The 26,227-nt window shown below is 71.5% G+C and carries 22 protein-coding genes and 1 pseudogene; 14 read left to right on the top strand and 9 right to left on the bottom strand.

Annotated features, from left to right (window positions below; translation table 11 throughout):
- The first annotated feature begins 84 nt into the window (after positions 1-84).
- The 8 genes from ACZ44S_RS03225 to pssA all read left to right on the top strand — a co-directional run bounded on the left by ACZ44S_RS03225 (position 85) and on the right by pssA (position 9,029).
- Complete coding sequence (locus ACZ44S_RS03225; protein ID WP_466924003.1) at positions 85-894, top strand: TetR family transcriptional regulator; 810 nt, start codon at positions 85-87, stop codon at positions 892-894.
- Positions 895-1,288: 394 nt separating this feature from the next.
- The gene (gene ccrA / locus ACZ44S_RS03230; RefSeq protein ID WP_466924007.1) at positions 1,289-2,632 is read left to right on the top strand and encodes a crotonyl-CoA carboxylase/reductase; all 1,344 of its coding nucleotides are present in this window, start codon (positions 1,289-1,291) and stop codon (positions 2,630-2,632) included.
- Between the two features lie 18 nt (positions 2,633-2,650).
- Positions 2,651-4,678 carry a protein meaA gene (locus ACZ44S_RS03235; protein WP_190163832.1) on the top strand — a complete coding sequence of 676 codons (2,028 nt, stop codon included), beginning with the start codon at positions 2,651-2,653 and terminating at the stop codon, positions 4,676-4,678.
- Positions 4,675-5,634, top strand: a complete 960-nt coding sequence (locus ACZ44S_RS03240; protein WP_466924011.1) for an HpcH/HpaI aldolase/citrate lyase family protein — start codon at positions 4,675-4,677, stop codon at positions 5,632-5,634. The genes ACZ44S_RS03235 and ACZ44S_RS03240 overlap by 4 nt, the downstream gene beginning before the upstream one ends.
- A gap of 5 nt (positions 5,635-5,639) precedes the next feature.
- Positions 5,640-6,152 carry a MaoC family dehydratase gene (locus tag ACZ44S_RS03245; RefSeq protein ID WP_190163830.1) on the top strand — a complete coding sequence of 171 codons (513 nt, stop codon included), beginning with the start codon at positions 5,640-5,642 and terminating at the stop codon, positions 6,150-6,152.
- A gap of 3 nt (positions 6,153-6,155) precedes the next feature.
- On the top strand, positions 6,156-7,361 hold the full coding sequence (locus tag ACZ44S_RS03250) for an acyl-CoA dehydrogenase family protein (RefSeq protein WP_466924014.1): 1,206 nt from the start codon (positions 6,156-6,158) through the stop codon (positions 7,359-7,361).
- A 170-nt stretch (positions 7,362-7,531) separates the two neighbouring features.
- Complete coding sequence (locus tag ACZ44S_RS03255; protein WP_190163828.1) at positions 7,532-8,188, top strand: phosphatidylserine decarboxylase; 657 nt, start codon at positions 7,532-7,534, stop codon at positions 8,186-8,188.
- A 22-nt stretch (positions 8,189-8,210) separates the two neighbouring features.
- The gene (pssA, locus tag ACZ44S_RS03260; protein WP_190164094.1) at positions 8,211-9,029 is read left to right on the top strand and encodes a CDP-diacylglycerol--serine O-phosphatidyltransferase; all 819 of its coding nucleotides are present in this window, start codon (positions 8,211-8,213) and stop codon (positions 9,027-9,029) included.
- 415 nt (positions 9,030-9,444) lie between these two features.
- On the opposite strand, the gene ACZ44S_RS03265 is transcribed toward pssA, so the two are convergent.
- Positions 9,445-10,614, bottom strand: coding sequence for a glycerate kinase (locus tag ACZ44S_RS03265; protein WP_466924018.1), 1,170 nt, complete (start codon positions 10,612-10,614; stop codon positions 9,445-9,447).
- A gap of 156 nt (positions 10,615-10,770) precedes the next feature.
- On the opposite strand from ACZ44S_RS03265, the gene ACZ44S_RS03270 reads away from it, so the two are divergent.
- From ACZ44S_RS03270 to ACZ44S_RS03285, 4 genes are all read left to right on the top strand, one after another.
- Positions 10,771-11,844 (top strand): ADP-ribosylglycohydrolase family protein, encoded by a 1,074-nt coding sequence (locus ACZ44S_RS03270; protein WP_466924021.1) that lies wholly within the window; start codon positions 10,771-10,773, stop codon positions 11,842-11,844.
- A gap of 97 nt (positions 11,845-11,941) precedes the next feature.
- Complete coding sequence (locus ACZ44S_RS03275) at positions 11,942-12,592, top strand: NADPH-dependent F420 reductase (protein WP_466924024.1); 651 nt, start codon at positions 11,942-11,944, stop codon at positions 12,590-12,592.
- A gap of 132 nt (positions 12,593-12,724) precedes the next feature.
- Complete coding sequence (locus ACZ44S_RS03280; protein ID WP_466924026.1) at positions 12,725-13,228, top strand: NUDIX domain-containing protein; 504 nt, start codon at positions 12,725-12,727, stop codon at positions 13,226-13,228.
- Between the two features lie 70 nt (positions 13,229-13,298).
- Positions 13,299-14,024, top strand: coding sequence for an SIR2 family NAD-dependent protein deacylase (locus ACZ44S_RS03285; RefSeq protein WP_466924029.1), 726 nt, complete (start codon positions 13,299-13,301; stop codon positions 14,022-14,024).
- Here ACZ44S_RS03285 and ACZ44S_RS03290 read toward each other — a convergent pair.
- The 5 genes and pseudogenes from ACZ44S_RS03290 to ACZ44S_RS03310 all read right to left on the bottom strand — a co-directional run bounded on the left by ACZ44S_RS03290 (position 14,021) and on the right by ACZ44S_RS03310 (position 21,278).
- A complete protein-coding gene (locus ACZ44S_RS03290; protein ID WP_466924032.1) occupies positions 14,021-14,503 on the bottom strand; it encodes a methylated-DNA--[protein]-cysteine S-methyltransferase in 483 nt (160 codons plus the stop codon). The genes ACZ44S_RS03285 and ACZ44S_RS03290 overlap by 4 nt on opposite strands.
- Positions 14,504-14,524: 21 nt before the next feature.
- On the bottom strand, positions 14,525-16,006 hold the full coding sequence (locus ACZ44S_RS03295) for an AlkA N-terminal domain-containing protein (protein ID WP_466924035.1): 1,482 nt from the start codon (positions 16,004-16,006) through the stop codon (positions 14,525-14,527).
- 78 nt (positions 16,007-16,084) lie between these two features.
- Positions 16,085-16,466: pseudogene (locus ACZ44S_RS03300) on the bottom strand (HAD family hydrolase); the annotation flags it as partial.
- 4 nt (positions 16,467-16,470) lie between these two features.
- Positions 16,471-17,325: a DUF72 domain-containing protein gene (locus ACZ44S_RS03305; RefSeq protein WP_466924037.1), complete on the bottom strand. Its 855-nt coding sequence runs from the start codon at positions 17,323-17,325 to the stop codon at positions 16,471-16,473.
- A gap of 38 nt (positions 17,326-17,363) precedes the next feature.
- Positions 17,364-21,278 (bottom strand): glycoside hydrolase family 2 TIM barrel-domain containing protein, encoded by a 3,915-nt coding sequence (locus tag ACZ44S_RS03310; protein WP_466924039.1) that lies wholly within the window; start codon positions 21,276-21,278, stop codon positions 17,364-17,366.
- Positions 21,279-21,634: 356 nt separating this feature from the next.
- Between ACZ44S_RS03310 and ACZ44S_RS03315 the strand changes: the two genes are divergently transcribed.
- Positions 21,635-22,066, top strand: coding sequence for an NfeD family protein (locus ACZ44S_RS03315; RefSeq protein WP_466924042.1), 432 nt, complete (start codon positions 21,635-21,637; stop codon positions 22,064-22,066).
- A 4-nt stretch (positions 22,067-22,070) separates the two neighbouring features.
- A complete protein-coding gene (locus tag ACZ44S_RS03320) occupies positions 22,071-23,129 on the top strand; it encodes an SPFH domain-containing protein (protein WP_466924046.1) in 1,059 nt (352 codons plus the stop codon).
- 162 nt (positions 23,130-23,291) lie between these two features.
- Here the strand turns inward: ACZ44S_RS03320 and ACZ44S_RS03325 are convergent, their stop codons facing one another.
- The 3 genes from ACZ44S_RS03325 to ACZ44S_RS03335 form a co-directional block, all read right to left on the bottom strand.
- Positions 23,292-23,804, bottom strand: coding sequence for an O-acetyl-ADP-ribose deacetylase (locus ACZ44S_RS03325; protein WP_466924048.1), 513 nt, complete (start codon positions 23,802-23,804; stop codon positions 23,292-23,294).
- Positions 23,801-25,210, bottom strand: a complete 1,410-nt coding sequence (locus tag ACZ44S_RS03330) for a phytoene desaturase family protein (RefSeq protein ID WP_466924052.1) — start codon at positions 25,208-25,210, stop codon at positions 23,801-23,803. Before ACZ44S_RS03330 ends, ACZ44S_RS03325 begins: the two co-directional genes overlap by 4 nt.
- A 99-nt stretch (positions 25,211-25,309) precedes the next feature.
- A complete protein-coding gene (locus ACZ44S_RS03335) occupies positions 25,310-26,158 on the bottom strand; it encodes an inositol monophosphatase family protein (protein WP_466924054.1) in 849 nt (282 codons plus the stop codon).
- Between the last annotated feature and the right edge of the window lie 69 nt (positions 26,159-26,227).

Raw genomic sequence — 26,227 nt, forward strand, 5'->3', positions numbered from 1 at the left:
CCTGGCGCACCTCCCCCGCCCGCCGAGGGCGGGGGAACCCCCGGGCACGCGCATCGAGCTGCGCGCATGCAGTACGTTCAGGGCATGTCCCAGCCCGCCAAGTCCGCACGTACGTCAGCCACGACCGAGCCGCCGGAGAGCGCCGCAGGCTCGCGTGCCGCCGCCCAGCGGCTCAAAATGCGCCGGGAACTTGCGGCCGCCGCGATGGAGCTGTTCGCGACCAAGGGGTACGAAGCCACCACCGTCGACGAGATCGCGGCCGCCGCCGGGGTGGCCCGCCGCACGTTCTTCCGCCACTTCCGCTCCAAGGAAGAGGCGATCTTCCCCGACCACGACGACACGCTGGTCCGCGCCGAGGCGGTGCTCAACGCCGCCCCCGCGCACGAGCACCCGCTCGACACCGTGTGCCGCGGGATCAAAGAGGTCATGAAGATGTACGCGGCCCGGCCGGAGATCTCGGTCGCCCGCTACAAGCTGACGCGCGAGGTACCCACCCTGCGCGAGGCCGAGATCGCGTCGGTGGCCCGGTACGAGAGGCTGTTCACCCGGTATCTGCTCGGCCACTTCGACGAGCACGCGCACGACGACGTGGGTGACGACCCGCTGCTGGCGGAGGTCGCCGCGTCCGCCGTGGTCACCGCGCACAACCATGTACTGCGGCGCTGGCTCAGGGCCGGCGGCCAGGGCGATGTGGAGGCCCAGCTGGACCACGCCTTCGCGATCGTCCGCAAGACCTTCGGCAGCGGCATCATGGCGGGCCGGCGCACCGCGCCGCCGCAGCCGCCGGCCGCCTCCGCGTCCACGCACGGCGAGGTCCTGGTGACGGTCGCCCACGTGGACGCCTCGCTGGACGAGGTGATGCGGACCATCGAGCAGGCGCTGAAGGAGCGCTGAGCGGCCCTCCGGCGCGCGCCGACCGCTGTGACAACGGCCACCCCACCGGGTGGCCGTTTTGCCATGTCAGGGGCGCTTTTCGCACCGCTTTCACGGCCCATTCGATCGATCATCGCTCATCTGATGCGTAAAGATTTCACCTGAGCCCAGGTTCTGACACTCAGTGCCTTGCGGGCTGACACGGCGTGCCATACGTTGAAGGGGTCCGGGCGAACCGTCCCGGCGGGCCCACCGCCCGCACCGTCCGGACGCCTGCGTCACAGGCAACCTCCCGCGCCCACCAAGCGCTGCCGAAGCACCACCGCCGAACCGACGGCACCCCCGACCCTCAGCAGCACACCGACGTAACCCTCAGCGCCCCTCCCTCAGGGCGCTCATCGCCGGAGGCAACACCGTGACCATCAAGGACATCCTGGCCGCGATCCAGTCGCCCGACTCCACGTCGGAGGACTTCGCCGCCCTGCCCCTCCCCGACTCCTACCGCGCGGTCACCGTGCACAAGGACGAGACGGAGATGTTCGCGGGCCTCGAGACCCGCGACAAGGACCCCCGCAAGTCGATCCACCTCGACGACGTGCCGCTGCCCGAACTCGGCCCCGGCGAGGCGCTGGTGGCCGTCATGGCCTCCTCGGTCAACTACAACTCGGTGTGGACCTCGATCTTCGAGCCGCTGTCGACGTTCGGCTTCCTGGAGCGCTACGGCCGCACCAGCGAGCTGGCCAAGCGCCACGACCTGCCGTACCACATCATCGGCTCCGACCTCGCGGGCGTCGTGCTGCGCACCGGCCCCGGCGTCAACTCCTGGAAGCCCGGCGACGAGGTCGTCGCGCACTGCCTGTCCGTCGAGCTGGAGTCCTCGGACGGCCACAACGACACGATGCTCGACCCCGAGCAGCGCATCTGGGGCTTCGAGACCAACTTCGGCGGCCTCGCCGAGATCGCCCTGGTCAAGTCCAACCAGCTGATGCCCAAGCCGGACCACCTCAGCTGGGAGGAGGCCGCCGCCCCGGGCCTGGTCAACTCCACCGCGTACCGCCAGCTGGTCTCCCGCAACGGCGCCGGCATGAAGCAGGGCGACAACGTCCTCATCTGGGGCGCGAGCGGCGGACTCGGCTCCTACGCCACCCAGTTCGCGCTGGCCGGCGGCGCCAACCCGGTCTGCGTCGTCTCCAGCGAGCAGAAGGCGGACATCTGCCGGTCGATGGGCGCGGAGGCGATCATCGACCGCAGCGCCGAGGGCTACACGTTCTGGAAGGACGAGAACACCCAGGACCCGAAGGAGTGGAAGCGCTTCGGCAAGCGCATCCGTGAGCTCACCGGCGGCGAGGACATCGACATCGTCTTCGAGCACCCCGGCCGCGAGACCTTCGGCGCCTCGGTGTTCGTCACCCGCAAGGGCGGCACCATCACCACCTGCGCCTCGACCTCGGGCTACATGCACCAGTACGACAACCGCTACCTGTGGATGTCGCTGAAGCGCATCATCGGCTCGCACTTCGCCAACTACCGCGAGGCCTGGGAGGCCAACCGGCTGATCGCCAAGGGGAAGATCCACCCGACCCTGTCGAAGGTGTACTCCCTCGAGGACACCGGCCAGGCGGCCTACGACGTGCACCGCAACCTGCACCAGGGCAAGGTCGGCGTGCTGTGCATGGCGCCCGAGGAGGGCCTCGGCGTGCGCGACCACGCCAAGCGCGCGCAGCACATCGACGCCATCAACCGCTTCCGGAACATCTGAGAAAGCCGGGGGTAGCAGATGACTGAGCGTCAGAAGGACCGGCCGTGGCTCATGCGCACCTACGCCGGTCACTCCACGGCGGAGGCGTCGAACGAGCTGTACCGGCGCAACCTCGCCAAGGGCCAGACGGGTCTGTCGGTCGCGTTCGACCTGCCGACCCAGACCGGGTACGACTCCGACCACATCCTCGCCCGCGGCGAGGTCGGCCGGGTCGGGGTGCCGGTGGCCCACCTCGGTGACATGCGCCGGCTGTTCCAGGACATCCCCCTGGAGCAGATGAACACCTCGATGACGATCAACGCCACCGCCATGTGGCTGCTGGCGCTCTACCAGGTCGTCGCCGAGGAGCAGGGCGCGGACATCACCAGGCTCCAGGGCACGACCCAGAACGACATCGTCAAGGAGTACCTGTCCCGCGGGACGCACGTCTTCCCGCCGGGGCCCTCGCTCCGCCTGACGACGGACATGATCGCGTACACGGTCTCGCACATCCCGAAGTGGAACCCGATCAACATCTGCAGCTACCACCTGCAGGAGGCCGGGGCCACGCCGGTGCAGGAGATCGCGTACGCGATGTCCACCGCGATCGCCGTGCTCGACGCGGTGCGCGACAGCGGCCAGGTGCCGCAGGAGCGCATGGGCGACGTGGTCGGCCGCATCTCCTTCTTCGTGAACGCCGGTGTCCGGTTCATCGAGGAGATGTGCAAGATGCGCGCGTTCGGCCGCATCTGGGACCAGGTCACCCGCGAGCGGTACGGCATCGAGAACCCCAAGCACCGCCGCTTCCGCTACGGCGTCCAGGTCAACTCGCTCGGTCTGACCGAGGCGCAGCCGGAGAACAACGTCCAGCGGATCGTGCTGGAGATGCTGGCCGTCACCCTCTCCAAGGACGCACGCGCGCGTGCCGTGCAGCTGCCGGCCTGGAACGAGGCCCTGGGCCTGCCCCGGCCCTGGGACCAGCAGTGGTCGCTGCGCATCCAGCAGGTCCTGGCGTACGAGAGCGATCTGCTGGAGTACGACGACATCTTCGAGGGTTCGAAGGTGATCGAGGCGAAGGTGGAGCAGCTGGTCGCGGACTCGCTCGCGGAGATGGGACGGATCGAGGAGATGGGCGGTGCGATGGCCGCCGTCGAGTCCGGCTACCTCAAGTCCCAGCTGGTTTCCTCGCACGCCGAACGCCGCGCCAGGATCGAGTCCGGCGAGGAGAAGATCATCGGTGTCAACGCCTTCGAGGGCACCGAGCCCAACCCGCTGACCGCCGACCTGGACACCGCGATCCAGACGGTCGACCCGGCGGTGGAGGCCCGGGTCATCGCCTCGCTGCAGAACTGGCGCGACACGCGGTACCAGCCGCCCTTCAACCACCCGCGCCCCTGCAAGGCGCTGGAGAAGCTGAAGGAGGCGGCGCGCGGCACCGACAACCTCATGGAGGCCACCCTGGAGTGCGCCCGCGCCGGCGTCACGACCGGCGAGTGGGCCGGGGCGCTGCGGGAGGTGTTCGGCGAGTTCCGGGCGCCGACCGGTGTCTCGTCCGCCCCGGTGGCGGTGGCCGCCGAGGAGGGCTCGGCACTGTCGGCGGTCCGCCGCAAGGTGGAACTGACGGCCAAGGACCTCGGCGTGGGCAAGCTGCGCTTCCTGGTCGGCAAGCCGGGTCTGGACGGGCACTCCAACGGCGCCGAGCAGATCGCCGTGCGGGCCCGCGACGCCGGGTTCGAGGTGGTCTACCAGGGCATCCGGCTCACCCCGGAGCAGATCGTGGACGCCGCCCTCGCCGAGGACGTGCACGCGGTGGGCCTGTCCATCCTGTCCGGATCGCACGCCCAGCTGGTGCCGGACGTCCTCGAACGGCTCCGTGTGGCCGGTGCCACAGATATACCGGTGATCGCCGGTGGCATCATCCCGAACGGTGACGCCGAACAGCTGCGGGCGGCCGGAGTGGCCGCGGTCTTCACCCCGAAGGACTTCGACATCACCGGGATCATCGGCCGCATCGTCGACGAGATCCGCAACGCGAACAAGCTCGACCCCCTGGAGGTCCCCGCATGACCGTCAACCGTCTGCGTCCCCGCCGTTCCTGTCTGGCGGTCCCGGGAAGCAACCCGCGCTTCCTGGAGAAGGCGCAGGGCCTCCCCGCGGACCAGGTCTTCCTCGACCTGGAGGACGCCTGCGCGCCGCTCGCCAAGCCCGAGGCACGGCACACCATCGTGAAGTTCCTCAACGAGGGCGACTGGACCGGCAAGACCCGCGTCGTGCGCGTCAACGACTGGACGACCGAGTGGACGTACCGGGACGTCGTGACGGTCGTCGAGGGCGCCGGCCCGAACCTCGACTGCATCATGCTGCCGAAGGTCCAGGACGCCCAGCAGATCGTCGCGCTGGACCTGCTGCTGACGCAGATCGAGAAGACGATGGGCTTCGAGGTGGGCCGGATCGGCATCGAGGCGCAGATCGAGAACGCCCAGGGCCTGAACAACGTCAACGAGATCGCGCAGGCCTCCCCGCGCGTCGAGACCATCATCTTCGGCCCGGCCGACTTCATGGCGTCCATCAACATGAAGTCCCTGGTCGTGGGTGAGCAGCCGCCCGGCTACCCGGCGGACGCCTACCACTACATCCTGATGAAGATCCTGATGGCCGCCCGCGCCAACAACCTTCAGGCGATCGACGGCCCCTACCTGCAGATCCGCAACGTGGACGGCTACCGCGCGGTCGCGCAGCGCGCCGCCGCCCTCGGCTTCGACGGCAAGTGGGTGCTGCACCCGGGTCAGGTCGAGGCGTCCAACGAGATCTTCTCGCCGTCGCAGGAGGACTACGACCACGCCGAGCTGATCCTGGACGCGTACGACTACTACACGTCCGAGGCGGGCGGCAAGAAGGGCTCGGCGATGCTCGGCGACGAGATGATCGACGAGGCCAGCCGGAAGATGGCCCTGGTCATCTCGGGCAAGGGACGCGCCGCCGGCATGCAGCGCACGTCGAAGTTCGAGATCCCGGAGGCCTGAGCGCGATGCAGTTCGGACGCACCTACGAGGAGTTCGAGGTCGGGGCGACGTACAAGCACTGGCCGGGAAAGACGGTCACGGAGTACGACGACCACCTGTTCTGCCTCCTCACCATGAACCACCACCCGCTCCACATGGACACGAACTATGCGGAGAAGACGACGGACTTCGGCAAGAACGTCGTCGTCGGGAACTACGTCTACTCGCTGCTGCTCGGCATGTCCGTGCCGGACGTCTCCGGCAAGGCGATCGCCAACCTGGAGATCGAGTCGCTCCGGCATGTGGCGCCGACCTTCCACGGCGACACGATCTACGGCGAGACGACCGTGCTGGACAAGTGGCCGTCGAAGTCGAAGAACGACCGCGGCATCGTCCACGTGGAGACCAGGGGCTACAAGCAGGACGGCACGCTGGTCTGCGTGTTCCGCCGCAAGGTGATGGTCCCGACCGAGACGTACATCAAGGAGCGCGGCGGCGAGCAGCCCGGCCGCCCGGAACCGAAGCAGCAGGAGAAGTAGGCCATGGCCCGTCTCGCCCAGACCGCCGGTCTGACCGACATCCAGCAGGAAATCCTCTCCACCGTCCGCGACTTCGTGGACAAGGAGATCATCCCGGTCGCCACCGAGCTGGAGCACCGCGACGAGTACCCGCAGGCGATCGTCGACGGTCTGAAGGAACTCGGGCTGTTCGGCCTGATGATCCCCGAGGAGTACGGGGGTCTGGGCGAGTCCCTCCTCACCTACGCGCTGTGCGTGGAGGAGATCGCCCGCGGCTGGATGTCGGTCTCCGGCATCATCAACACCCACTTCATCGTCGCGTACATGCTCAAGCAGCACGGCACGCAGGAGCAGAAGGACCACTTCCTGCCGAGGATGGCGGCCGGCGACATCCGCGGCGCCTTCTCGATGTCGGAGCCGGGCCTGGGCTCCGACGTGTCGGCGATCACGTCGAAGGCGGTGAAGGACGGCGAGGAGTACGTCCTGAACGGCCAGAAGATGTGGCTGACGAACGGCGGGACCTCGTCCCTGGTGGCCGTTCTGGTGCGGAGTGACGAAGGACACCCCGAGGGCACCGCGCCGCACAAGTCGATGACCACCTTCCTGGTGGAGAAGGAGCCGGGCTTCGGAGAGGTCCGCCCCGGTCTGACCATCCCCGGCAAGATCGACAAAATGGGCTACAAGGGCGTCGACACGACCGAGCTCATCATGGACGGCCTGCGGATTTCCGCCGACCGGGTGCTCGGCGGGGTCACCGGCCGAGGTTTTTACCAAATGATGGACGGTGTCGAGGTCGGCCGCGTCAACGTCGCGGCGCGTGGCTGCGGCGTCGCTCAGCGTGCCTTCGAGCTCGGCGTCCAGTACGCCCAGCAGCGTCACACTTTCGGCAAGGCGATCGCCCAGCACCAGGCCATCCAGTTCAAGCTGGCCGAGATGGCTACCAAGGTGGAGGCGGCGCATGCGATGATGGTGAACGCAGCGCGCAAAAAGGACTCCGGGGAACGAAACGACCTTGAAGCAGGGATGGCGAAGTACCTCGCCTCCGAGTACTGCAAGGAGGTCGTGGAGGACGCCTTCCGGATCCACGGCGGCTACGGCTTCTCCAAGGAGTACGAGATCGAGCGCCTCTACCGCGAGGCTCCGATGCTGCTGATCGGCGAAGGCACGGCCGAGATCCAAAAGATGATCATCGGTCGCCGACTGCTCGAAGAGTATCGATTCCAGGGCTAGATGTCCGGATACGGGGTGTTTTCTTGGAGAAGAGGATCACACCCCGTATGCACTCTTCGGCTGTCGACTTGGCTGCCTGGCTTACCCAGTTGCCGCCCGGAGCCGCTACGATCGCCGGAAAGCCGCCGTCCCCCGCAGTTGCGCGGCATCATCCGCTACGAAGGTCATCCATGCCCCACAGCCAAACCTCTGCACCTCGCGACAGCCTCGCCGGCGTACGCCTCGCGCGCGGAGCCTCGCCGTGGCTTCTGCCGACCGTCGCCACCGCAGCCGTGAGTCTGCTCCGCGCCCGCCGCTCGGGTGCCGCCAAGGCCGTCGCCGTTCCCGCCACCGCGCTCGCGGCGGGGATGCTGTGGTTCTTCCGCGACCCCGAGCGCGAGATCGCCCCGGGCAGGGTCATCTCGCCCGCCGACGGTGTGGTGCAGAGCATCATGCCGTGGAAGGACGGACGCACCCGCGTCGCGATCTTCATGAGCCCGCTCAACGTGCATGTGAACCGCGCCCCGCTGGCCGGCACGGTGACGTCGGTCGAGCACATCCCCGGTGGCTTCGTTCCCGCCTTCAACAAGGAGAGCGAGAACAACGAGCGCGTGGTGTGGCACTTCGACACCGAGCTCGGCGACATCGAGATGATCCAGATCGCCGGCGCCGTGGCCCGCCGCATCGTCCCGTACGTGCCCCAGGGCACCAAGGTCGAGCAGGGCGAGCGCATCGGTCTTATCCGCTTCGGCTCGCGCGTCGACATCTACCTGCCGGAAGGCGTGGAGGTGGCCGTCGAGGTCGGTCAGAAGACCGTGGCTGGGGTGACTCGCATTGACCGTGGTTGATCCGGAGACACAGGCCGGCTGGGTGCCGGAGGCCGACGAGGCGGACGACGACGAGGAGATGCCCCTCTCGCTCCGCCTGTCGATAGCGGACACCCTCACCCTGGGCAACGCCACGTGCGGCTTCATGGCGGTGTACTTCACCACCACCGGCATTCTGATCCCGCACCTCCAGGGCAGCCAGGAGACCGGCATGGCCCGCCACAGCGCGGCCACCGCCGTCATCCTGATGCTGTGCGCGGCGGTCTTCGACCTCTTCGACGGCCTGGTGGCGCGCAAGCTGCGCTCCTCGCCGATGGGCGCGGAGCTGGACAACCTGTCCGACCTGATCAGCTTCGGCCTGGCGCCGGCGTACTTCGTCCTCGTCTACGGCATGGTCGCCAACGACGCGCACCAGAGAGTGGCCGCGGTCGGCGCGATCGTGGTGCTGCTGGCGGTGGTGCTGAGACTGGCGAGGTTCTCCTGCGTCACGGTCAAGGACGGCACGTTCCAGGGGATGCCGTCGCCGTTCGGGGCGCTGACCGTCGTGTCGATCGTGCTCCTCGAGCTGCCGTTCGAGGCGACGCTGCTGGCGATCATCGGTACGGCCTGGCTGATGGTGAGCCGGGTGGAGTACCCGAAGCCGCGTGGCCGGCTCGCGGTGGCGATGCTGTCGTGGATCGTGCTCAGCATGGGGCTGCTCGCGGCGTGGGCGTTCGACGCGCCGGGCGGTCAGCTGCTGCTGCAGGCGGGATGTGCGCTGCAGCTGGTGATGGGCGCGGTGATTCCGCTGTTCGCCACGGCTCGCCGGGTGAACAACTTCCGCGACAACCGCCGTGAGGCGCGGGCGGCGCAGTTGCCGTGACGCGGCGCGTTCCTTCGGGCCCCGGACCTGGGTTGGTCCGGGGCCCGTTCTTGTTGGCCCCCGCGCTGATGCGGACGGTTTCCAAGGGCTCCGCCCCCGGACCCCCGGGGCCCATGCCCACCCATCACCCCACTCGGGTGCCACACCCAGCCCCTCCGGGCCACCCCCAACCCACCCGCGACACCCGCCCGCCCGGGTCACCCCCAACCCGCCCGCTCGTGGCACCCCCAGCCCGTCCGGGGCGTCCCCAGCCCGCCCGGGGCGTCCCCGGCTCGTCCGGGCCCTCCGCCCGACCGGGCACCCCCAGCCCGTCCGGCGTTTGAGGACGAGGCCCGTCAGGGCCGAAAGGGGGTCCGGGGGGCGTAGCCCCCCGGGTCGGGACGGGAAGGGGCGGCGGGGGCGAAGGAAGGTCCGGTCAGACCAGGAAGTCGCGCGCGATGCGTTCCGCCGTGCGTTCCAGGATGGGCCCCGCATCGGCGATGCACACCGCCACGTCCGGCTCGACATCCGTCAGCGCGTACGCCCGCCGGATCCCCGCCCGCCCCAGCACCTCCGGCGCCAGCGCCAGCCGCCCACACACGGCGACGACGTCCTTGTCCGCCGCCCGGGCCGCCGCCGCGACCCCCGCGGGCGCCTTGCCGTGCAGCGTCTGCCGGTCCAGCGACCCCTCACCGGTGATCACCAGGTCCGCCCGCTCCAGCGCCGGCGCGAACCCCAGCACGTCCAGCATGACCTCGATGCCCGGCCGGAACACGGCGCCCAGCAGCAGCGCCCCGTAACCGATACCGCCCGCGGCCCCCGCCCCCGGCGACGCCGCGTACGCGGCGGCCTCCGGCCCGACGGCGGCCTCCAGCACCTTCGCGAAATGCGCGAGCGCCGCGTCCAGCGTCTCGACGTCCGCCGGCGAGGCGCCCTTCTGGGGCCCGTACACCGCGGGCGCGCCCGTGGGCCCGGTCAGGGGGTTGTCGACGTCGCTGGCGAGCACGAACTCCACCGACGACAGCCGCGGGTCCAGTCCGGACAGATCGGCGGACGCCAGCTCGGCGAGCCCCCCGCCTCCCGGCGGCACCGGCTCCCCCTCGGCCGTCAGGAACCGCGCGCCCAGCGCCGAGAGCATCCCGGCCCCGCCGTCCGTGGTGGCACTGCCGCCCACCCCGAACACGATGCTGCGCGCCCCCGCGTCGAGCGCGGCCCGCAGCAGCTCCCCGGAGCCGTACGTCGACGCGGTGAGCGGGGCGAAGACCCCGTCCGGGAGCCGTTGCAGCCCGCTGGCCTCGGCCATCTCCACCACGGCGGTGCCCTCGCGCAGCGCGTACGCCGCGGTCACCGTGTCGCCGAGCGGGCCGGTGACCCGTACCTTCCGCCGCTCGAACCCGGCCGCCACCGCCGCGGCGACGGTGCCGTCACCGCCGTCGGCCACCGGCAGCGCCTCGACGGCCAGGCCCGGTACGACCCGGCGCAGCCCGGCCATCACCCGCTCGGCGACCTCCACGGCCGTCAGCGACCCCTTGAACTTGTCCGCGGCGACGAGCACCCGCTGTGCCGACCGCGTGGTACCCGTGCCGCTCCCTGCAGCGTCCGCCACTTGCATTCCCCTCGCTCTCCGGGCCTCGCGCACGTGTCAAGGCCAGTCGCGCCGCTGCGACCCTAAACCGGCGGGCACCGCCGCCGCCATGCCCGCCCAGCCCGTGGAACGGCGCGGATCCGCCCGGAATCCGGGTACACCGGTCCCATGACCGCCATGAGCGCTGTGGACACGGAGCCAGGACTCGCCGACCGCATCCTCGGAGGCTGGCTGGGCCGGATCGCGGGCAACATGCTGGGCAAGCCGGTCGAGCAGGGCGAGGTGTGGACGCGGGACCGCATCGACCGCTACCTCCGGCGGACGGGCGCGCTCCCCCTCACCGACTACCTGCCCGAGCCGCTGACCGAGAGCGAGAGCCTGGAGCTGCGCCCCGAGTGGCGGTCCTGCGTGCGCGGGCGCATCCACGGCAGCTGCCGCGACGACGACATCGACTACGCGATCCTCGGCCTCGATCTGCTGGAGACCCACGGTTTCGCGTTCACCACCGAGCAGGTCGGCGACCTGTGGCTGCTGCGGCTGCCGTACCTGCAGACGTTCACGGCGGAGCGGGCGGCGTACCGGAACCTCGCGAACGGTCTCCGGCCGCCGCTGACGGCCACGTACGACAACCCGTACCAGGAGTGGATCGGCGCCCTGATCCGTGCCGACATCCACGGCTGGACCTCCCCCGGCGCCCCGCGCCGCGCCGCCTCGCTGGCCCGCCGGGACGCGGTGCTGTCGCACACGGGCAACGGCGTGTACGGGGCGATGTGGGCGGCGGCGCTGATCTCGGCGGCGTTCACGGCGTCCACCGTGCGGCGGGCGGTGGAGGAGGCGCTGACGGTGATCCCGGCGAGCAGCCGTCTCGCCCGGACCGTGCGCCGGGTGGCCTCCCTGCACGAGGCGGGGCTCGCCTGGGAGGACACCCTCACCACGCTCACCGAGGAGACGGCGGGCCTCGGCTGGATCCACACGGTGCCGAACGCGGCCGTGCTCACCGCGGGTCTGCTGTACGGCGACGGCGACTTCACCCGCACCATCGCCCTGACGGTGCGCGGCGGCCTGGACACGGACTCGAACGGGGCGACGGCCGGTTCGGTGGCCGGTGTGCTGTGCGGCGCCGCGGCCGTCCCGGACCAGTGGAAGGACCCGCTTCAGGACACGGTGCGCAGCGCCGTCTTCGGGTTCGACGGGGTGCGGATCAGCGAGCTGGCGGAACGGACGCTGCGGCTGGCCCAGACGGAGCTCTGACGCGCGGCCCCGTCGCCGGTCCTAGGACGGACGGGGTAGGGCGTCCCTGCCTTCCGCCTGAGGCGGCGACGGGGCGTGGCGCCCTACCGTCGGTGCCATGAAGATCACGATTCTCGGGACGGGAACAGTGGGCCGGACCCTGGCCACGGCCTGGGCGCGCGCGGGACACACGGTCGTGCTCGGGTCCCGGCGGTCGGGCGAGGCGCTGTCGCGGACGGACCTGTCCGCCGCACTGGCCGCGGGGGTGGGGGTCACGGACCCGGCCTCCGCCGTCACGGACGCGGACGTGGTGGTGAACGCGACGCCGGGCACCGTCTCGGTCTCCGCGCTCGCCGCGGTCGGCGCGGCCGCGCTGGAGGGGAAGGTGCTGCTCGACGTGGGGGTCGGCTTCGACGAGGAGGGCGGGCTGTCGCACCCCCGGGAGAGCCTGGGCGAGGAGATCCAGCGGACGTTCCCCGGCACACGCGTGGTCAAGACGCTCGTCACCGTCGACCGGGAACTGATGGTCGCGCCGGACTCCCTGGAGGGCCCGAGCACCGTCTTCCTCTCCGGCGAGGACGCGGACGCCAAGCACACGGTCCTCGGGCTGCTGGCCGACCTGGGCTGGCCCAAGGACTCGGTGCTCGACCTCGGGGGCATCTCCACGGCGCGGGGGCAGGAGCACTACGCGCTGCTGTTCATGGGCATCGCCGAGGCCATCGGCTCCTACGGCTTCGGGATCCGGGTGGTGCCGCCGGCCCGTGCCTGACGGGCCATGTCCCGTGCACCCGGCGCGTGCGCCGCCATGTGTCGGTCACGGGACCGGCGTGTGCTGTGGTGCGCCCCGTGAGCCGGTCGCCGTCCCCCGTGGGAGGCCCCGCCCCGCCGTTACCCTTCCCGCATGACCACCACCCAGGACGCCCAGGACTTCGCCGCCTACCTCGCCTCGCTCCCCCGTGTCCTCGCCGGCGCCGCCGCTCTCTTCCGGGACGAGGAGGGCCGGGTGCTGCTCGTCGAGCCGAACTACCGGGAGGGATGGGCGCTGCCCGGCGGGACGATCGAGTCGGACGACGGGGAGAGCCCGCGCGAGGGGGCACGGCGCGAGACGGCCGAGGAGATCGGGCTGGACCGGGAGCTGGGACGGCTGCTGGCGGTGGACTGGGTGCAGGGGGAGGGCCGGCCGCCGCTGGTGGCGTATCTGTACGACGGCGGCGTGCTCGGTGCGGGCGACCTCGCGGCGATCCGGCTGCAGGAGTCGGAGCTGCTGTCGTGGCGGTTCGTGCCGCGCGAGGACCTGGACGGGTACCTCCAGGGCTCGCTTCGACGCCGGGTGTCGGCCGCCCTGGACGTCCTGGCGGACGGTTCGGGCACCGCCGAGCTGGAGGACGGGCGCCGGGTGCACTGAGCCCGCGCACGACGTCGTCACCACGCAAATCCGTTCGCCGGGCGGACGCTTCGCGACCTACCCTCGCCCCATGAGCAAGCCCCTCGTCGCCCTTCTCACCGGTGCCGGTGTCAGCACGGACTCCGGCATCCCGGACTACCGCGGGCCGAACGGACTGTGGCGCCGCGATCCCGAGGCCGAGAAGCTCGTGACGTACGAGTACTACATGGGCGACCCGGAGATCCGCCGCCGGTCGTGGCAGATGCGGCGGGGAACCTTCGCGCTCGCCGCGGAGCCCAACGCCGCACACCGCGCCGTGACCGAGCTGGAGCGGTCCGGAGTGGCGGTGCGGGTGATCACCCAGAACGTGGACGGGCTGCACCAGCTCGCCGGAATGCCGGACCGCAAGGTGCTGGAACTGCACGGCACGGTACGGCACGTGGTGTGCACCGAGTGCCACACGCGCAGCGCGATGGAGGACGCGCTCGCCCGGGTCGAGGCCGGTGAGGACGATCCGCCGTGTACGGACTGCGGCGGCGTCCTCAAGCCGGCGACGGTGATGTTCGGCGAGCGGCTCGATCCCGTGGTGCTCGGCGAGGCGGCGGCGATCAGCAAGGCCTGCACCGTCTTCGTCGCCGTCGGGACCAGTCTGCAGGTGCACCCCGCCGCAGGCCTCGCGGACGTGGCCGCCGACCACGGCGCCCGTCTGATCATCGTCAACGCCGAGCCGACCCCGTACGACGAGCGTGCGGACGAGGTGATCCGGGAACCGATCGGCACCGCGCTGCCCGGACTGCTGCGCCGGATCGCCGCCTAGAACAGGGAAGCTCCCCGCTCGAAGTCGAGCAGGCGCTGCTTGCGGTCCAGGCCGCCGCCGTAGCCGGTGAGGCCGCCGCTCGCGCCGATGACCCGGTGGCAGGGGACGATGATGCCGATCGGGTTGCGGCCGTTGGCGAGACCGACGGCGCGGGAGGCCTTGACGTTGCCGAGTGCGTCGGCGAGCTGGCCGTAGGTGCGGGTCTCGCCGTAGGGGATGCGCGCCAGCTGCTCCCAGACCCGGCGCTGGAACGGGGTGCCGTGCAGGCGCAGTTCGAGCGTGAACTCCTTCAGCTCGCCCGCGAAGTACGCCGCCAGCTGCTCCTCCGTCCCGGCGAAGGGGGTGTCGTCCGGTGCGCCGAAGGTCTCCTCCGGTGGGCGGTGGCGCTGGTCGGTCATGTAGAGGCCGCACAGGACGCCGTCGTCGGCGACGAGCGTCAGCGGGCCGTAAGGGCTGTCGATCACGGTGTGCTGCTTCATCGGCTGGGTGTCCTTGGCTGCTCAGACCGGCAGGAAGTTGATCGGGTGGCTGTCCGTCGCCCAGAGGTACTGCACCGCATACGCCCGCCAGGGCCGCCAGGCCGCCGCGCGTGCGGTGAGGGCCGCCGGGGTGGAGGGCAGGCCGAGGTCGCGGGCGGCGCGGCGGATGCCGAGGTCGGTGGGGAGGAACGCGTCGGGGTCGCCCAGGGCGCGCATGGCGATGACGTCCACCGTCCAGGGGCCGAAGCCCGGGAGGGCGAGGAGCCGGGCCCGGGTCTCGGGCCAGTCGCTCTCGGCCCCGAGGCGGAGGTCGCCTTCGGCCAGGCGGCTGACCAGGGTGGTGAAGGTGGTGCGGCGGGTGCGGGGCATGGCGAGGGTCCCGGGGTCGAGCGCGGCCAGCGCCTCGGGTGCGGGGAAGAGGTGGGTGAGGCCGCCCTCGGGGTCGTCCACCGGTGTGCCGTGCGCCGCGACCAGGCGGGCCGCGTGGGTGCGGGCGGCGGCCGTGGACACCTGCTGGCCGAGGACGGCGCGTACGGCGAACTCGGCCTCGTCGACCGTGCGCGGCACGCGGCGGCCGGGTGCCTTGTCGACCAGGGGCGCGAGCACCGGGTCCGTGCGCAGATGGTCGTCGACGGCGACAGGGTCGGCGTCCAGGTCGAGCAGGCGGCGGCAGCGGCTGATGGCGACGGTGAGGTCGCGGGGGTCGCTGAGGCCGAGACGGCAGGCGATGTGGTCCGGACGGGGGGTCAGCGCCACGATGCCGTGCCCGTACGGCAGCCGCAGCGTGCGTCGGTAGGCGCCGTCCCTCCATTCCTCCACGCCGGGTACGGCGGTGGCGGCGAGGTGGCCGAAGAGGTTGTCGGGGTTGAGCGGGGCGCGGAACGGCAGGCGGAGGCAGAGCACGCCCGGGGTGGCGCGGGCGGCGTTCCTCGGTGCCCGGGTGCGCAGGTCGCTCGGAGAGAGCGCGAAGACCTCGCGCACGGTGTCGTTGAAGGTGCGGACGGAGGAGAAGCCGGCCGCGAAGGCGATCTCCGCCATCGGCAGCTCCGTCGTCTCGACGAGGAGCCGCGCGGTCTGTGCGCGCTGGGCGCGGGCGAGGGCCAGGGGGCCGGCGCCCAGCTCGGCGAGCAGCTGGCGTTCGACCTGCCGGGTGCTGTAGCCGAGGCGGGCGGCGAGTCCGGGGACGCCCTCACGGTCCACGACGCCGTCGGCGATCAGCCGCATGGCGCGGGCCACGAGGTCGGCCCGGTGGTTCCATTCCGGTGAGCCGGGGCTGGTGTCGGGGCGGCAGCGTTTGCAGGCCCGGAACCCGGCCTGCTGGCACGCGGCGGCGCTCGGATGGAAGACCATGTTCTCCGGTCTGGGCGGCACCACCGGACAGCTGGGCCGGCAGTAGATGCCGGTGGTGAGGACGGCGGTGAAGAACCAGCCGTCGAAGCGCGCGTCCTTCGACCGCACGGCGCGCACGCAGCGCTCGGTGTCGGTGTGCATCCCCTTTTGCATGTCTCAAGGATCGGGCACGTCCGGCGCCCCGGTCTGGCGGGAATCCGACATCGACGTCACCTGTCCTGCGGCTGCCCGGATCGCCATGCCGATGGCCGTGCCGGCGATGACGAGGTTCTGCGCCACGAGCCGACGGGCGGTGCGGCAGAGCCGGACGAACACGGGTACGGCGGCCAGTTCGTCGCGTACGACGACCACGTCCGCCGTCTCCAGGGCGAGATCGGAGCGCGCGCCGCCCATCGCGACGCCGGAGTGGCCGCCGGCGAGGGCGGGCGCGTCGTTGACGCCGTTGCCGACGAACAGCACCTTGCGCCCGGTGGCCTGGAGGTCCCGTACGGCGTTCACCTTGTCCTCGGGCAGGGGAGCCCGGCGCGGACGTCCGTGAGGCCGGTGGCGGCCGCGACGCGGGGGCCGCCCGGTGGTGGTCGCCGGTGAGGAGGACGGGGGCGGGGGCGGTGAGGGGATCAGCGACACGGCCGGGTGAGCAGCCCCCGCATGGTCTCGGCCGCGCGTACGGCGGCGTCCGCGCAGCAGTTGTTGAACAGCATGTGCAGTTCGTCGGTCTGCCGGGCCGCGCGACGCAACCGGGGCACCCAGGCGGCGAGTTCGGTCACGTCGTAGTCGTGGCGGAAGCGGTCCTCCTTGCTTCCCCTCCCCCAGGCCGTGTTGCGGCCGTGGAACCGTACGACGGCCGGCGCGCGGCGGGTGACGGGCACGACGCGCGGCAGGGACCCGGTGAGCCCCTGGGCCATGTCCACGCCGACCGCCGCGGCTCCCAGCCCGGACAGCAACGCATGTGTCTCCTCCGCCCGTTCGGGGGCCCACCAGGCCGGGTGCCGGAACTCGACGGCGAGCGGCCAGCCCGCCGTGCGCCGCGCGCAGTCCTCCAGCACCCGCTCGGCGGCGGCTCCCGGCGCGAACCGGGGCGGGAACTGGAACAGCACGGTTCCCAGCCGGCCGGCCCTGCGCAGCGGTTCGACCGCCTCCGCGAACCTTCCCCACACCTCGTCCAGCAGCGTGCCGTCCACCGTCCGGTTCCGCAGGTCGGCGGGGAGCGCCTGCTGCCGGGTGGGGTGGCCGGTCAGCAGCGAGAACGCCTTGACGTCGAAGCGGAATCCGTCCGGTGTGCGCTCCACCCACAGCTCGCTGTTGCGGCGGCTGGGCAACGCGTAGTAGGCGGAGTCCACTTCGACGACGGGCAGCCTGGTGGCGTAGTGCCGCAGCCTGCCCTCGGCGTCCCGCCGCCCGCGCGGATACCAGCCGCTCGTCACGAGCTGACGGTCCGTCCACGAACATGCCCCGACCAGAATGTCACCCATGGAGCCCGGTTACCCCGGGCTCCCGTGCGTGTGTCCCGCTACCGGGTCGCCGTGGGCCGGCGTGAGGCGGCCATGGCCTCGTCCACGTCGGTGAGCGGACGCAGCCGGTAGGTGTACGCGTAGTCCCGGTCGGCGAAGAGCTTGAACTCGTCGTGGGTGTGCGCGCCCCAGCTGTTGTCGCCGCCCACGCCCATCTGGCGGTGGTTGACCCGGAGCACGACCGCGTCCCGCGGGGTCAGCTGGTAGTCGTGCCGCACCCCGGCCGACAGGTCCTCCGGGGTGAAGTGCGAGGCGTTGATCTCCAGGAGGGGTTCGCCCGACACCAGCAGACCGCGCCCGCCGCGATCGGTCAGGGCAGCCCAGCGGACGTCGGTCTTGTTGCCGTTCTCCTGCGGGCGGATGTACGGGGTCCACTGGTCGGCGACGGTGGAGGAGTAAAGGCCCACGTCGGTACCGGTGTTGCGGTCCCAGTGGTTCTCCTCCGGGCCGCGGCCGTAGTAGTGCAGGCGGTCCAGGCGGCGCGGCAGGAACAGCAGCGTGCCCACCTCGGGGATGTACGGCAGGTCCGGGGCACCCGGGTGGAGGGTGTTGTCGACCCTGATCTCGCCGTTGCCGAAGACGGTGTAGGTGGTGGACCAGGTGGATTCCACGGTGGTGGGCAGGGTGCCGGTGACCTTGATCTCGACGGCGCGGTCGTCGAGGGTCCGCACGGTGACGTCCGTGACCTTCCGGCGGGCGCCCGCGTCGCGCCAGGTCTGGTTGCGGAGGTGCTGGCCGTTGCCCTTGTCGTTGTCGGTGGGCGCCCGCCAGAAGTTGGGCACGGGTCCGGAGGTGATCAGGCGAGTACCCCGCGCCTCGTAGGAGGTGATGGTGCCGCTCCTCCTGTCGACGGTGACCGAGAAGCTCGGGCCGGTGATCCTGATGTCCTCGTCGTGGTCCTCATGGCGCAGCGCCGGGACGCGTGCGAGAGGAACGGGGATCACGGCCGGGCTCGCGGCGTCGAGCGGGAACTGGTGCCGGGCCACCTCGAAGCCGGCCTTCGCCCACTTCGTGGACTCCCTGGTGGTGAAGGAGAGCTGGAGGAAGTACTCCGTCCCCGGGTCCGGGTCCTCGGGCAGCCGTACGGGGAGGCTGATCTCCTTGCCGGACCGCGGCGGCACGTCCAGCTGGTCCCGGGTGAGCCGTCCGCGCCGTACGACCTCGCCGTCCGCGACGAGTTCCCACCGGCCGTCGAACGCGCGCAGGCCGGTGAACAGGTACTCGTTGGTGAGGGTGACGTCGCCGGGGCCGCCACCGGGGGTGCGGGCGGCGCCGATGGCCTGGTGGACGCGCTTGACCTCGACGGCCTTGCCGGTGTGCCCGCGGTCGGCGGTGACGATGCCGTCCGCGACGAAGGCGCCGTCGTTGGGGTTGTCGCCCCAGTCGCCGCCGTAGGCGAGGAACGACTTCTCCCGCGGCCGCTTCGTCTCCGTCCGGACGGTGGCCGCGTCGAACCAGAACCGCACGCCGTCGTCGCCGGGCCCCCGGGCGTCGGAGGCCAGTTCGGCGGCGGTGAGGGGGCGGGCGTAGACGCGGGCGCGGCGGATGGTGCCGCTGAACTCCCTGATCTGGTTGTCGGCGTCGGAGGCGAGCGCGAGCGGCGCGGTGTTGCTGCTGGGCCGCCGGTCGGTGGTGCGGGTGGCCCTGACCGCGCCGTCGGCGTACAGGGTCAGGGTGCCGGCGCCGGCGTCGAAGACGCCCGCGACGTGGTGCTCGCGTCCGGTCCAGTCGTCCGGGACCTCCCAGTTCACGGCGATCCACTGCCCCGCGGAGTGGATGAAGAACTCGAGCCTGCGGTCGGTCTGCTTCAGTGCGTACTGGGTGTCGCCCTTGGCGATGATGGGCTGGTGGTATCCCGTCACGTCCGGGGTGATCCAGGCCTCCAGGGTCAGTGAACCCGTGAGGTCGAGGCTGTCGGCGCGTTCGAAGACCGTGATGCCGGACAGGCCCCGGTCGCGGTCGAGGCGGCCGCGGGTGGCGAGGATCTCGCCGCGCAGGCCGGACGGTCCCGACTCGGTGAGCAGGGTGCGGGCGGGGACGGGCGTGTAGAGGGACTGGTCGACGAAGTCCCAGATCCAGCCGCCCTGGAGGACGTCGTGACGGCGGACGATGTCCCAGTATTTCTTGAAGTTGCCGTTGGAGTTCCCCATCGCGTGCGAGTACTCGATCATGACGTACGGCCGGGTGTCGGCGGTGTCCCGGGCGCGCTGTTCGATGCGTGCGGGGCTCTCGTACATCCGGGAGCGGATGTCGCTGATGCCGGGCCGGTCGTCTCCCTCGTACTGGATGACGCGGGTGGGGTCGTAGGAGCGGATCCAGGCGTGCATGGCGGTGAACGTGGAGCCGCCGCCCGCCTCGTTGCCGAGCGACCAGATGACCACCGAGGGGTGGTTCTTGTCGCGGTGGACCATGTTCTGGGCGCGGGCGACGCAGGCCGCCGTCCACTCGGGGTGGTCGCCCGGGTACGAGGAACGGATGCCGTGGGTCTCCAGGTTGGTCTCGTCGACGAGGTAGAGGCCGTACTCGTCGGCGAGTTCGTACCACAGCGGGTTGTTGGGGTAGTGCGAGGTGCGGACGGAGTTGATGTTCAGCCGTTTGATGAGGGTGATGTCCTCGACCAGGTCCTCGCGGGTGAGGGCGGTGCCGCGGGCCGGGTGCATCTCGTGGCGGTTGGTGCCGCGGAAGGAGACGGGTTCGCCGTTGATGCGCATCAGCCCGTCCTTGATCGCGAACTCGCGGAAGCCGACGCGGTGGGACAGCGTCTCGATCACTTCTCCGGCCGGGTCGCGGAGCCTGAGGACGGCCGTGTAGAGGTTCGGCTGCTCGGCCGACCACAGCCGGGGCCGCTTCACGGCCTTCGACGCCCGTACGGTGACGTCCTCGCCGGCGCCGGCCGTGCCGAGGTCGGCGGTCTGCTCCAGCGGCCGGGACCAGACCGCGTGTCCGCGCGCGTCGTAGAGCTGGGTCTCGACGGTGTACCGGCCGCTCGCGCCGTCGCCGTACGCGCGCACGCTCGCGGTGACGGCCAGCTCAGCGTCCGTGTACGTGTCGTCCAGGGGCGTGTCCAGCTTGAAGTCGCGCAGGTGCACGGCCGGGGTGGAGTACAGGTGGACCGAGCGGAAGATGCCGCTCAGCCGGATCATGTCCTGGTCCTCCAGCCAGTCGCCGTCGGCGTAGCGGTACACCTCCACGGCGATCCGGTTGGTGCCGGGCTTCAGCAGGTCGGTGATGTCGTACTCGGACGGTGTGCAGGAGTCCTCGTCGTAGCCGACGAGTTCGCCGTTGATCCACACGTAGTGGGCGGACTTGACGCCCTCGAAGTGGAGGAAGGTGCGGCGGCCCCGCCAGTCGCGCGGGACGGTGAAGGTGCGCCGGTACTGGCCGACGGGGTTGTAGCGGGTGGGGGCGGCGGGCGGCTGCGGGTCCTCGCCGCGGCCGTTGGGGCCCCAGTACGGGTAGGTGATGTTCAGGTAGATGGGGAAGTCGTGGCCGTGCAGCTGCCACACGGACGGGACGGGGATGGTCTCCCAGTCGCTGTCGTCGGTGTCGGTGCGGTAAAAGTCGGGGTCGCGGTCCTCGGGGCGGTCCGCGTAGGCGAACTTCCAGGTGCCGTCGAGGCTCAGCCGGTAGGGCGAGCGGGTGCGGTCCCCGTCGAGGGCCTGTCTCACGTCGGCGTACGGCGTGAGCGTGGTGTGCGGCGGCTGGGTGCCGAGCCGGAAGACACCGAAGTCGTTCCACTCGGGGGGTGCCGCGGCGGCAGCCCGTCGGCCGGCCGCGTGCGCGGCGCCGGTCGGCGCGGACAGGGCGAGGGCGCCGAGCACGGCGGTACCCGACTCCAGGAGACGGCGGCGGCTGACGACGGGCCGGGCGGGGTGGGCGGGCCGGTCGGCGGGGAACTCGTGGGGGTGCGGCATGACCGTGGCCTTCCTCGGTTCGACAGGGCGCTGCACGGACTGAGGGCACGCGGGATTCCCCCTCGGCGCCTCGTTCGTGACGGGGACGTTGCGCCAGGGAAGAACCACAACGGTTGGTGACGGAGTAGCTACTGAGCCAGCCACACCCTAGGACTCGAACACAACCGAAGCAATGATGCCGTCGGACTCTGTGCGGTCCTGATGGTTCCGCCCTTCCCGTCGGCTTCCTCGCGCACGCCTCTCGGAACTCGGCCTACTCGTGGGTAAAATGGGGGCAAAGGTGTCGGTTGTCGTCCGTAGCAGCCGACACCGCGGTTCATGCCCTCGAAACCCGCACCGGTGAGAAGAGGCGCGTCATGGATCCATGGCTGATCTGGCTGATCGTCGCGGCCGTCCTGGTGGTGGCGGAGATCTTCACCCTCACGGCCGCCCTGGGGATGCTGGGCGTGGCCGCGCTGGTCACCGCGGGAGCAGCGGCCGTCGGGCTGCCCGTGGGACTGCAGTTCCTGGTGTACGCGCTCCTCTCCGCCGGCACGCTGCTGTTCGTACGCCCGCTCGCCCTGCGCCACATGCGCCGGCCGCAGACCGCTCGCTTCGGGACGGACGCCCTGATCGGCAAGCCCGCCTACGTCGTCTCCGACGTGACGGGCACCGGCGGCAGGGTCCGTATCGGCGGAGAGGAATGGACGGCCCGCAGCTACGACGAAACCCTCGTGATCGCCTCCGGAACAACCGTCGACGTCATAGAGATCAGCGGCGCCACCGCGCTCGTCTACCCACGGGACTGAAGCCATGGACATCACCGCCTCTCTCATCGCCGGCCTGATCATCGCGCTCTTCGCGATCTTCACCGTCGTGCGGGCCGTCCGCATCGTGCCGCAGGCACGCGCTCGCAACGTCGAGCGACTCGGCCGCTACCATCGGACCCTCACCCCCGGACTCAGCCTCGTCATCCCCTACATCGACCGGGTGCACCCCCTGATCGACCTGCGGGAACAGGTGGTCTCCTTCAAACCGCAGCCGGTCATCACCGAGGACAACCTGGTCGTCGAGATCGACACCGTGCTCTACTTCCAGGTCACCGACCCGCGTGCGGCCTTCTACGAGATCGCCAACTTCCTGCAGGCCGTCGAGCAGCTCACCGTCACGACGCTGCGCAACGTGGTGGGCTCCATGGACCTGGAGAAGACCCTCACCTCGCGGGACACCATCAACAGCCAGCTCCGCGGGGTGCTGGACGAGGCCACCGGCAAGTGGGGGCTGCGGGTCAACCGCGTCGAGATCAAGGCCATCGACCCGCCGCAGTCCATCAAGGAGGCCATGCAGAAGCAGATGCGGGCCGAGCGCGACAAGCGGGCCGCGATCCTCGGGGCCGAGGGGCAGCGGCAGTCGCAGATCCTCACCGCCGAAGGCGACAAGCAGGCGGCCGTGCTGCGCGCGGAGGGCAACCGGACCGCCGCCATCCTCCAGGCCGAGGGCCAGTCCCGGGCCATCGACGAGGTGTTCCAGGCCGTGCACCGCAACGACCCCGACCCCAAACTCCTCGCCTACCAGTACCTCCAGGCACTCCCCCAGCTCGCACAGGGCTCGGGCAACAACTTCTGGGTCATTCCCAGCGAGATCACGTCCGCGCTCCAGGGCGTGTCCAAGGCCTTCACCGAAGTGCTGCCCCCGTCGCCCGCCACCCGGGAGAAGCCGTCGGCCGACGACAGCGCCGCCAAGGCCGCCGACGACACCGCACAGGCGGCCCAGGCGGCGGCGGAGGCCGTGGCGGACGCCGCGGAGGCCGACGCCCCCGGGCGCCTCCGGCACCGGAGCCTGGCCGAGGGGGGCGGGACCGGCGGCGCGTGAGAGACGCCGCGCGGGACGCTTGTCACGCTCACGCCGCCTGTCCGGCGGCCGCGACGAGGGAGGTACGGCTGCCGAGTGCGTCGGCCGTGTCCTGAGTCTCCGTCAGGGTGCCGTCGCCGCCCACTGCACTCCCGCGGTGGCCTGACCCGACCGCGACGGGCGTCAGCGCAGCTGCGCGGCGAACGCCTCGTGGGCGCGGTCGTCGAAGAGGACGAAGACGACCTCTTCGACGGCCGTGTCGGTGGCCCGGACCGTCTCGACGGCGATGCGGGCCGCGTCCTCCATCGGCCAGCGGTAGACGCCCGTGGAGACGGCGGGGAACGCGACGGTGCGGGCGCCGAGTTCGTCGGCGACGCGCAGGGACTCGCGGTAGCAGGAGGCGAGGAGCGCGGAGCGGTCCTCCGTCGCGCTGAACACGGGGCCCACGGTGTGGATCACCCAGCGGGCGTCCAGGTTCCCCGCGGTGGTGGCGACCGCCTGGCCGGTGGGCAGGCCCTTGCCGTACCTCGAGGCGCGGAGTCTGCGGCACTCCTCCAGGATCGCCGGGCCGCCCCGGCGGTGGATGGCACCGTCGACGCCTCCCCCGCCCAGCAGGGAGGAGTTGGCGGCGTTGACGATCGCGTCGGCGCTCTGGCGGGTGATGTCGCCCTGGACGAGCGTGATCGTGGTGGTCATGTCCGGCGGAGCCTCCTCCAGACCGCCTTCGCCGCGTTGTGTCCGGACATGCCGTGCACGCCGGGACCGGGCGGGGTGGCGGACGAGCAGATGAAGACGGCGGGGTGCGGGGTCTGGTAGGGGAACGCGGACAGCTTCGGGCGCAGCAGCAGCTGGAGTCCGGACACCGCGCCGGTGGCGATGTCGCCGCCGACGTAGTTGGCGTTGCCGGCGGCGAGTTCCGGGGGGCCGGCCGTGGCGCGGGCCAGGACGCGGTCGCGGAAGCCGGGGGCGTACCGCTCCAGTTGGCGCTCCATGGCGTCGGTCAGGTCGCCGGTCCAGCCGTTCGGCACATGACCGTAGGCCCAGAAGACGTGCCGGCCGGCCGGGGCACGGGTGGGGTCGACGACTGTGGGCTGCACGGTGATCAGGAAGGGGGTGTCGGGGGCGCGGCCCTCCCGGGACGCGGCACGCAGGGCGGCACCGATCTCGGTGCTGTCCGCGCCGATCTGCACGGTGCCGGCGGCGCGGGCCTCGGGGGCGGTCCACGGCACGGGGCCGTCCAGCGCGTAGTCGATCTTGAAGACGCCTGGGCCGTAGCGGTAGTTCGCGTAGTGGCCGCCGAATCCGGCGATGCGGGCCAGGGCCGTCGGCGAGGTGTCGAAGACGTACGCGCGGGCGGGCGGCAGGTCGTCGAGCCGCTTGACCTCGTAGTCGGTGTGGACGGCGCCGCCGAGGTCCTGGAGATACGCGGCGAGGGCGTCGGAGATCGCCTGGGAGCCCCCGCGGGCGACGGGCCAGCCGCGGGCGTGTGCGGCGAGGGCGAAGACCAGGCCGACGGCGCCGGTGGCGAGGCCGTTCAAGGGGGCCATGACATGGGCGACGAGGCCGGCGAACAGGGTGCGGGCCCGCTCGTCGCGGAAGCGGCGGGTGAGCCAGGTCGAGGGCGGCAGGCCGGTCAGACCGAAGCGGGCGAGGGTCACCGGGTCGCGCGGCAGCGCGGTCAGGGGGAGGGACATGAAGTCGCGGACCAGGGTGTCCCACTTGGGCAGGAAGGGTGCGACGAGGCGGCGGTAGGCGCCGGCGTCGCGCGGGCCGAAGGAGGCGGCGGTCTCGCCCACCGACCGGGACAGCACGGCGGCGGTGCCGTCGGGGAAGGGGTGTGCCATGGGGAGGGCGGGGTGCAGCCATTCCAGGCCGTAGCGGTCCAGCGGGAGCTCGCGGAACGCGGGCGAGTTGACGGCGAGGGGGTGCGCGGCGGAGCACGGGTCGTGACGGAAGCCGGGAAGCGTGAGTTCCTCGGTGCGGGCGCCGCCGCCGACGGTGTCCCTCGCCTCGAACAGGGCCACCGAGAAGCCGCGCCTGGCCAGTTCCACGGCCGCGGTCAGCCCGTTCGGCCCCGCACCCACCACGACCGCATCGAGCATCGACGGCACCTTGGGACTCCTTTGTCAGCCGGCGGCCACTGGGGGATCAGGATATGCCGGGCGCGGAACGAACTTCCGGGGCCTCGTGCCCGGGGTGGGTCACGCCGTCTCCGACAGCAGGGAGACCACCCGCCGCGCGGTGGCCGCGTCCCGGGCCGCCGTGAAGGGCAGGGTGTTGCCTCCCCTGATGTCGAAGGGCCTGCCCGCGCGGGTGAGGTGGGTGCCTCCGGCCTCCGTCACGAGGAGCAGCCCGGCCGCATGGTCCCAGGCGGCCTCCCAGGAGAAGGCGGTGGCGTCCGACGCGCCGCGGGCGACGGCCAGGTACTCCAGCCCGGCCGAGCCGCAGGGGCGCGGGGCCACGCCGTCGGTCCGCAGGCCGAGCAGGGCGCGCTTCTGCTCGTCCGTGGTGTAGTCCGGGTGGGAGGTGGCGACGCGGAGATCGCCGCCGGGGTCCGGGGAGCCGGCGCGCAGCGGCTCGCCGTCGAGTCGGGCGCCCTGTCCCCGGACGGCCGTGGCGAGTTGGTCGTGGACGGGGGCGTAGGTCCACGAGGCGTGCACGACGCCGCGAACGGCGAGGGCGACCAGGGTGCAGAAGCCGGTGTCGCCGTGCACGAACTGGCGGGTGCCGTCGACGGGGTCGACGATCCAGACCGGGGCCTCGCCCCGTATCGCCTCGTAGGACGTGGGATTGGCGTGCACCGCCTCCTCGCCCACGACGGCGGAGCCGGGCAGGAGGGCGGCGAGCGCCTCGGTGAGGTACCGCTCGGCGTTGCGGTCGGCGTCCGTCACCAGGTCGTGCGGGCCGGTCTTGCGGTCCACCTCGTGCTCGGCGAGACGGCGCCAGCGCGGCATGATCTCCTGCGCGGCGGCCTTGCGGACGGCCTCCTCCACGTCACAGGCGTGCCGGGCGAGAAACGCGTCGACGGTTTCACTGTGGTTCTCGATCATGACTCCATGAGAGCACGCCGCACTGACATTCCCGCCCCTCCCGGTGCACTCCGGGTGGAATCGGCGGGA

This window comes from Streptomyces malachitofuscus (assembly GCF_055571035.1).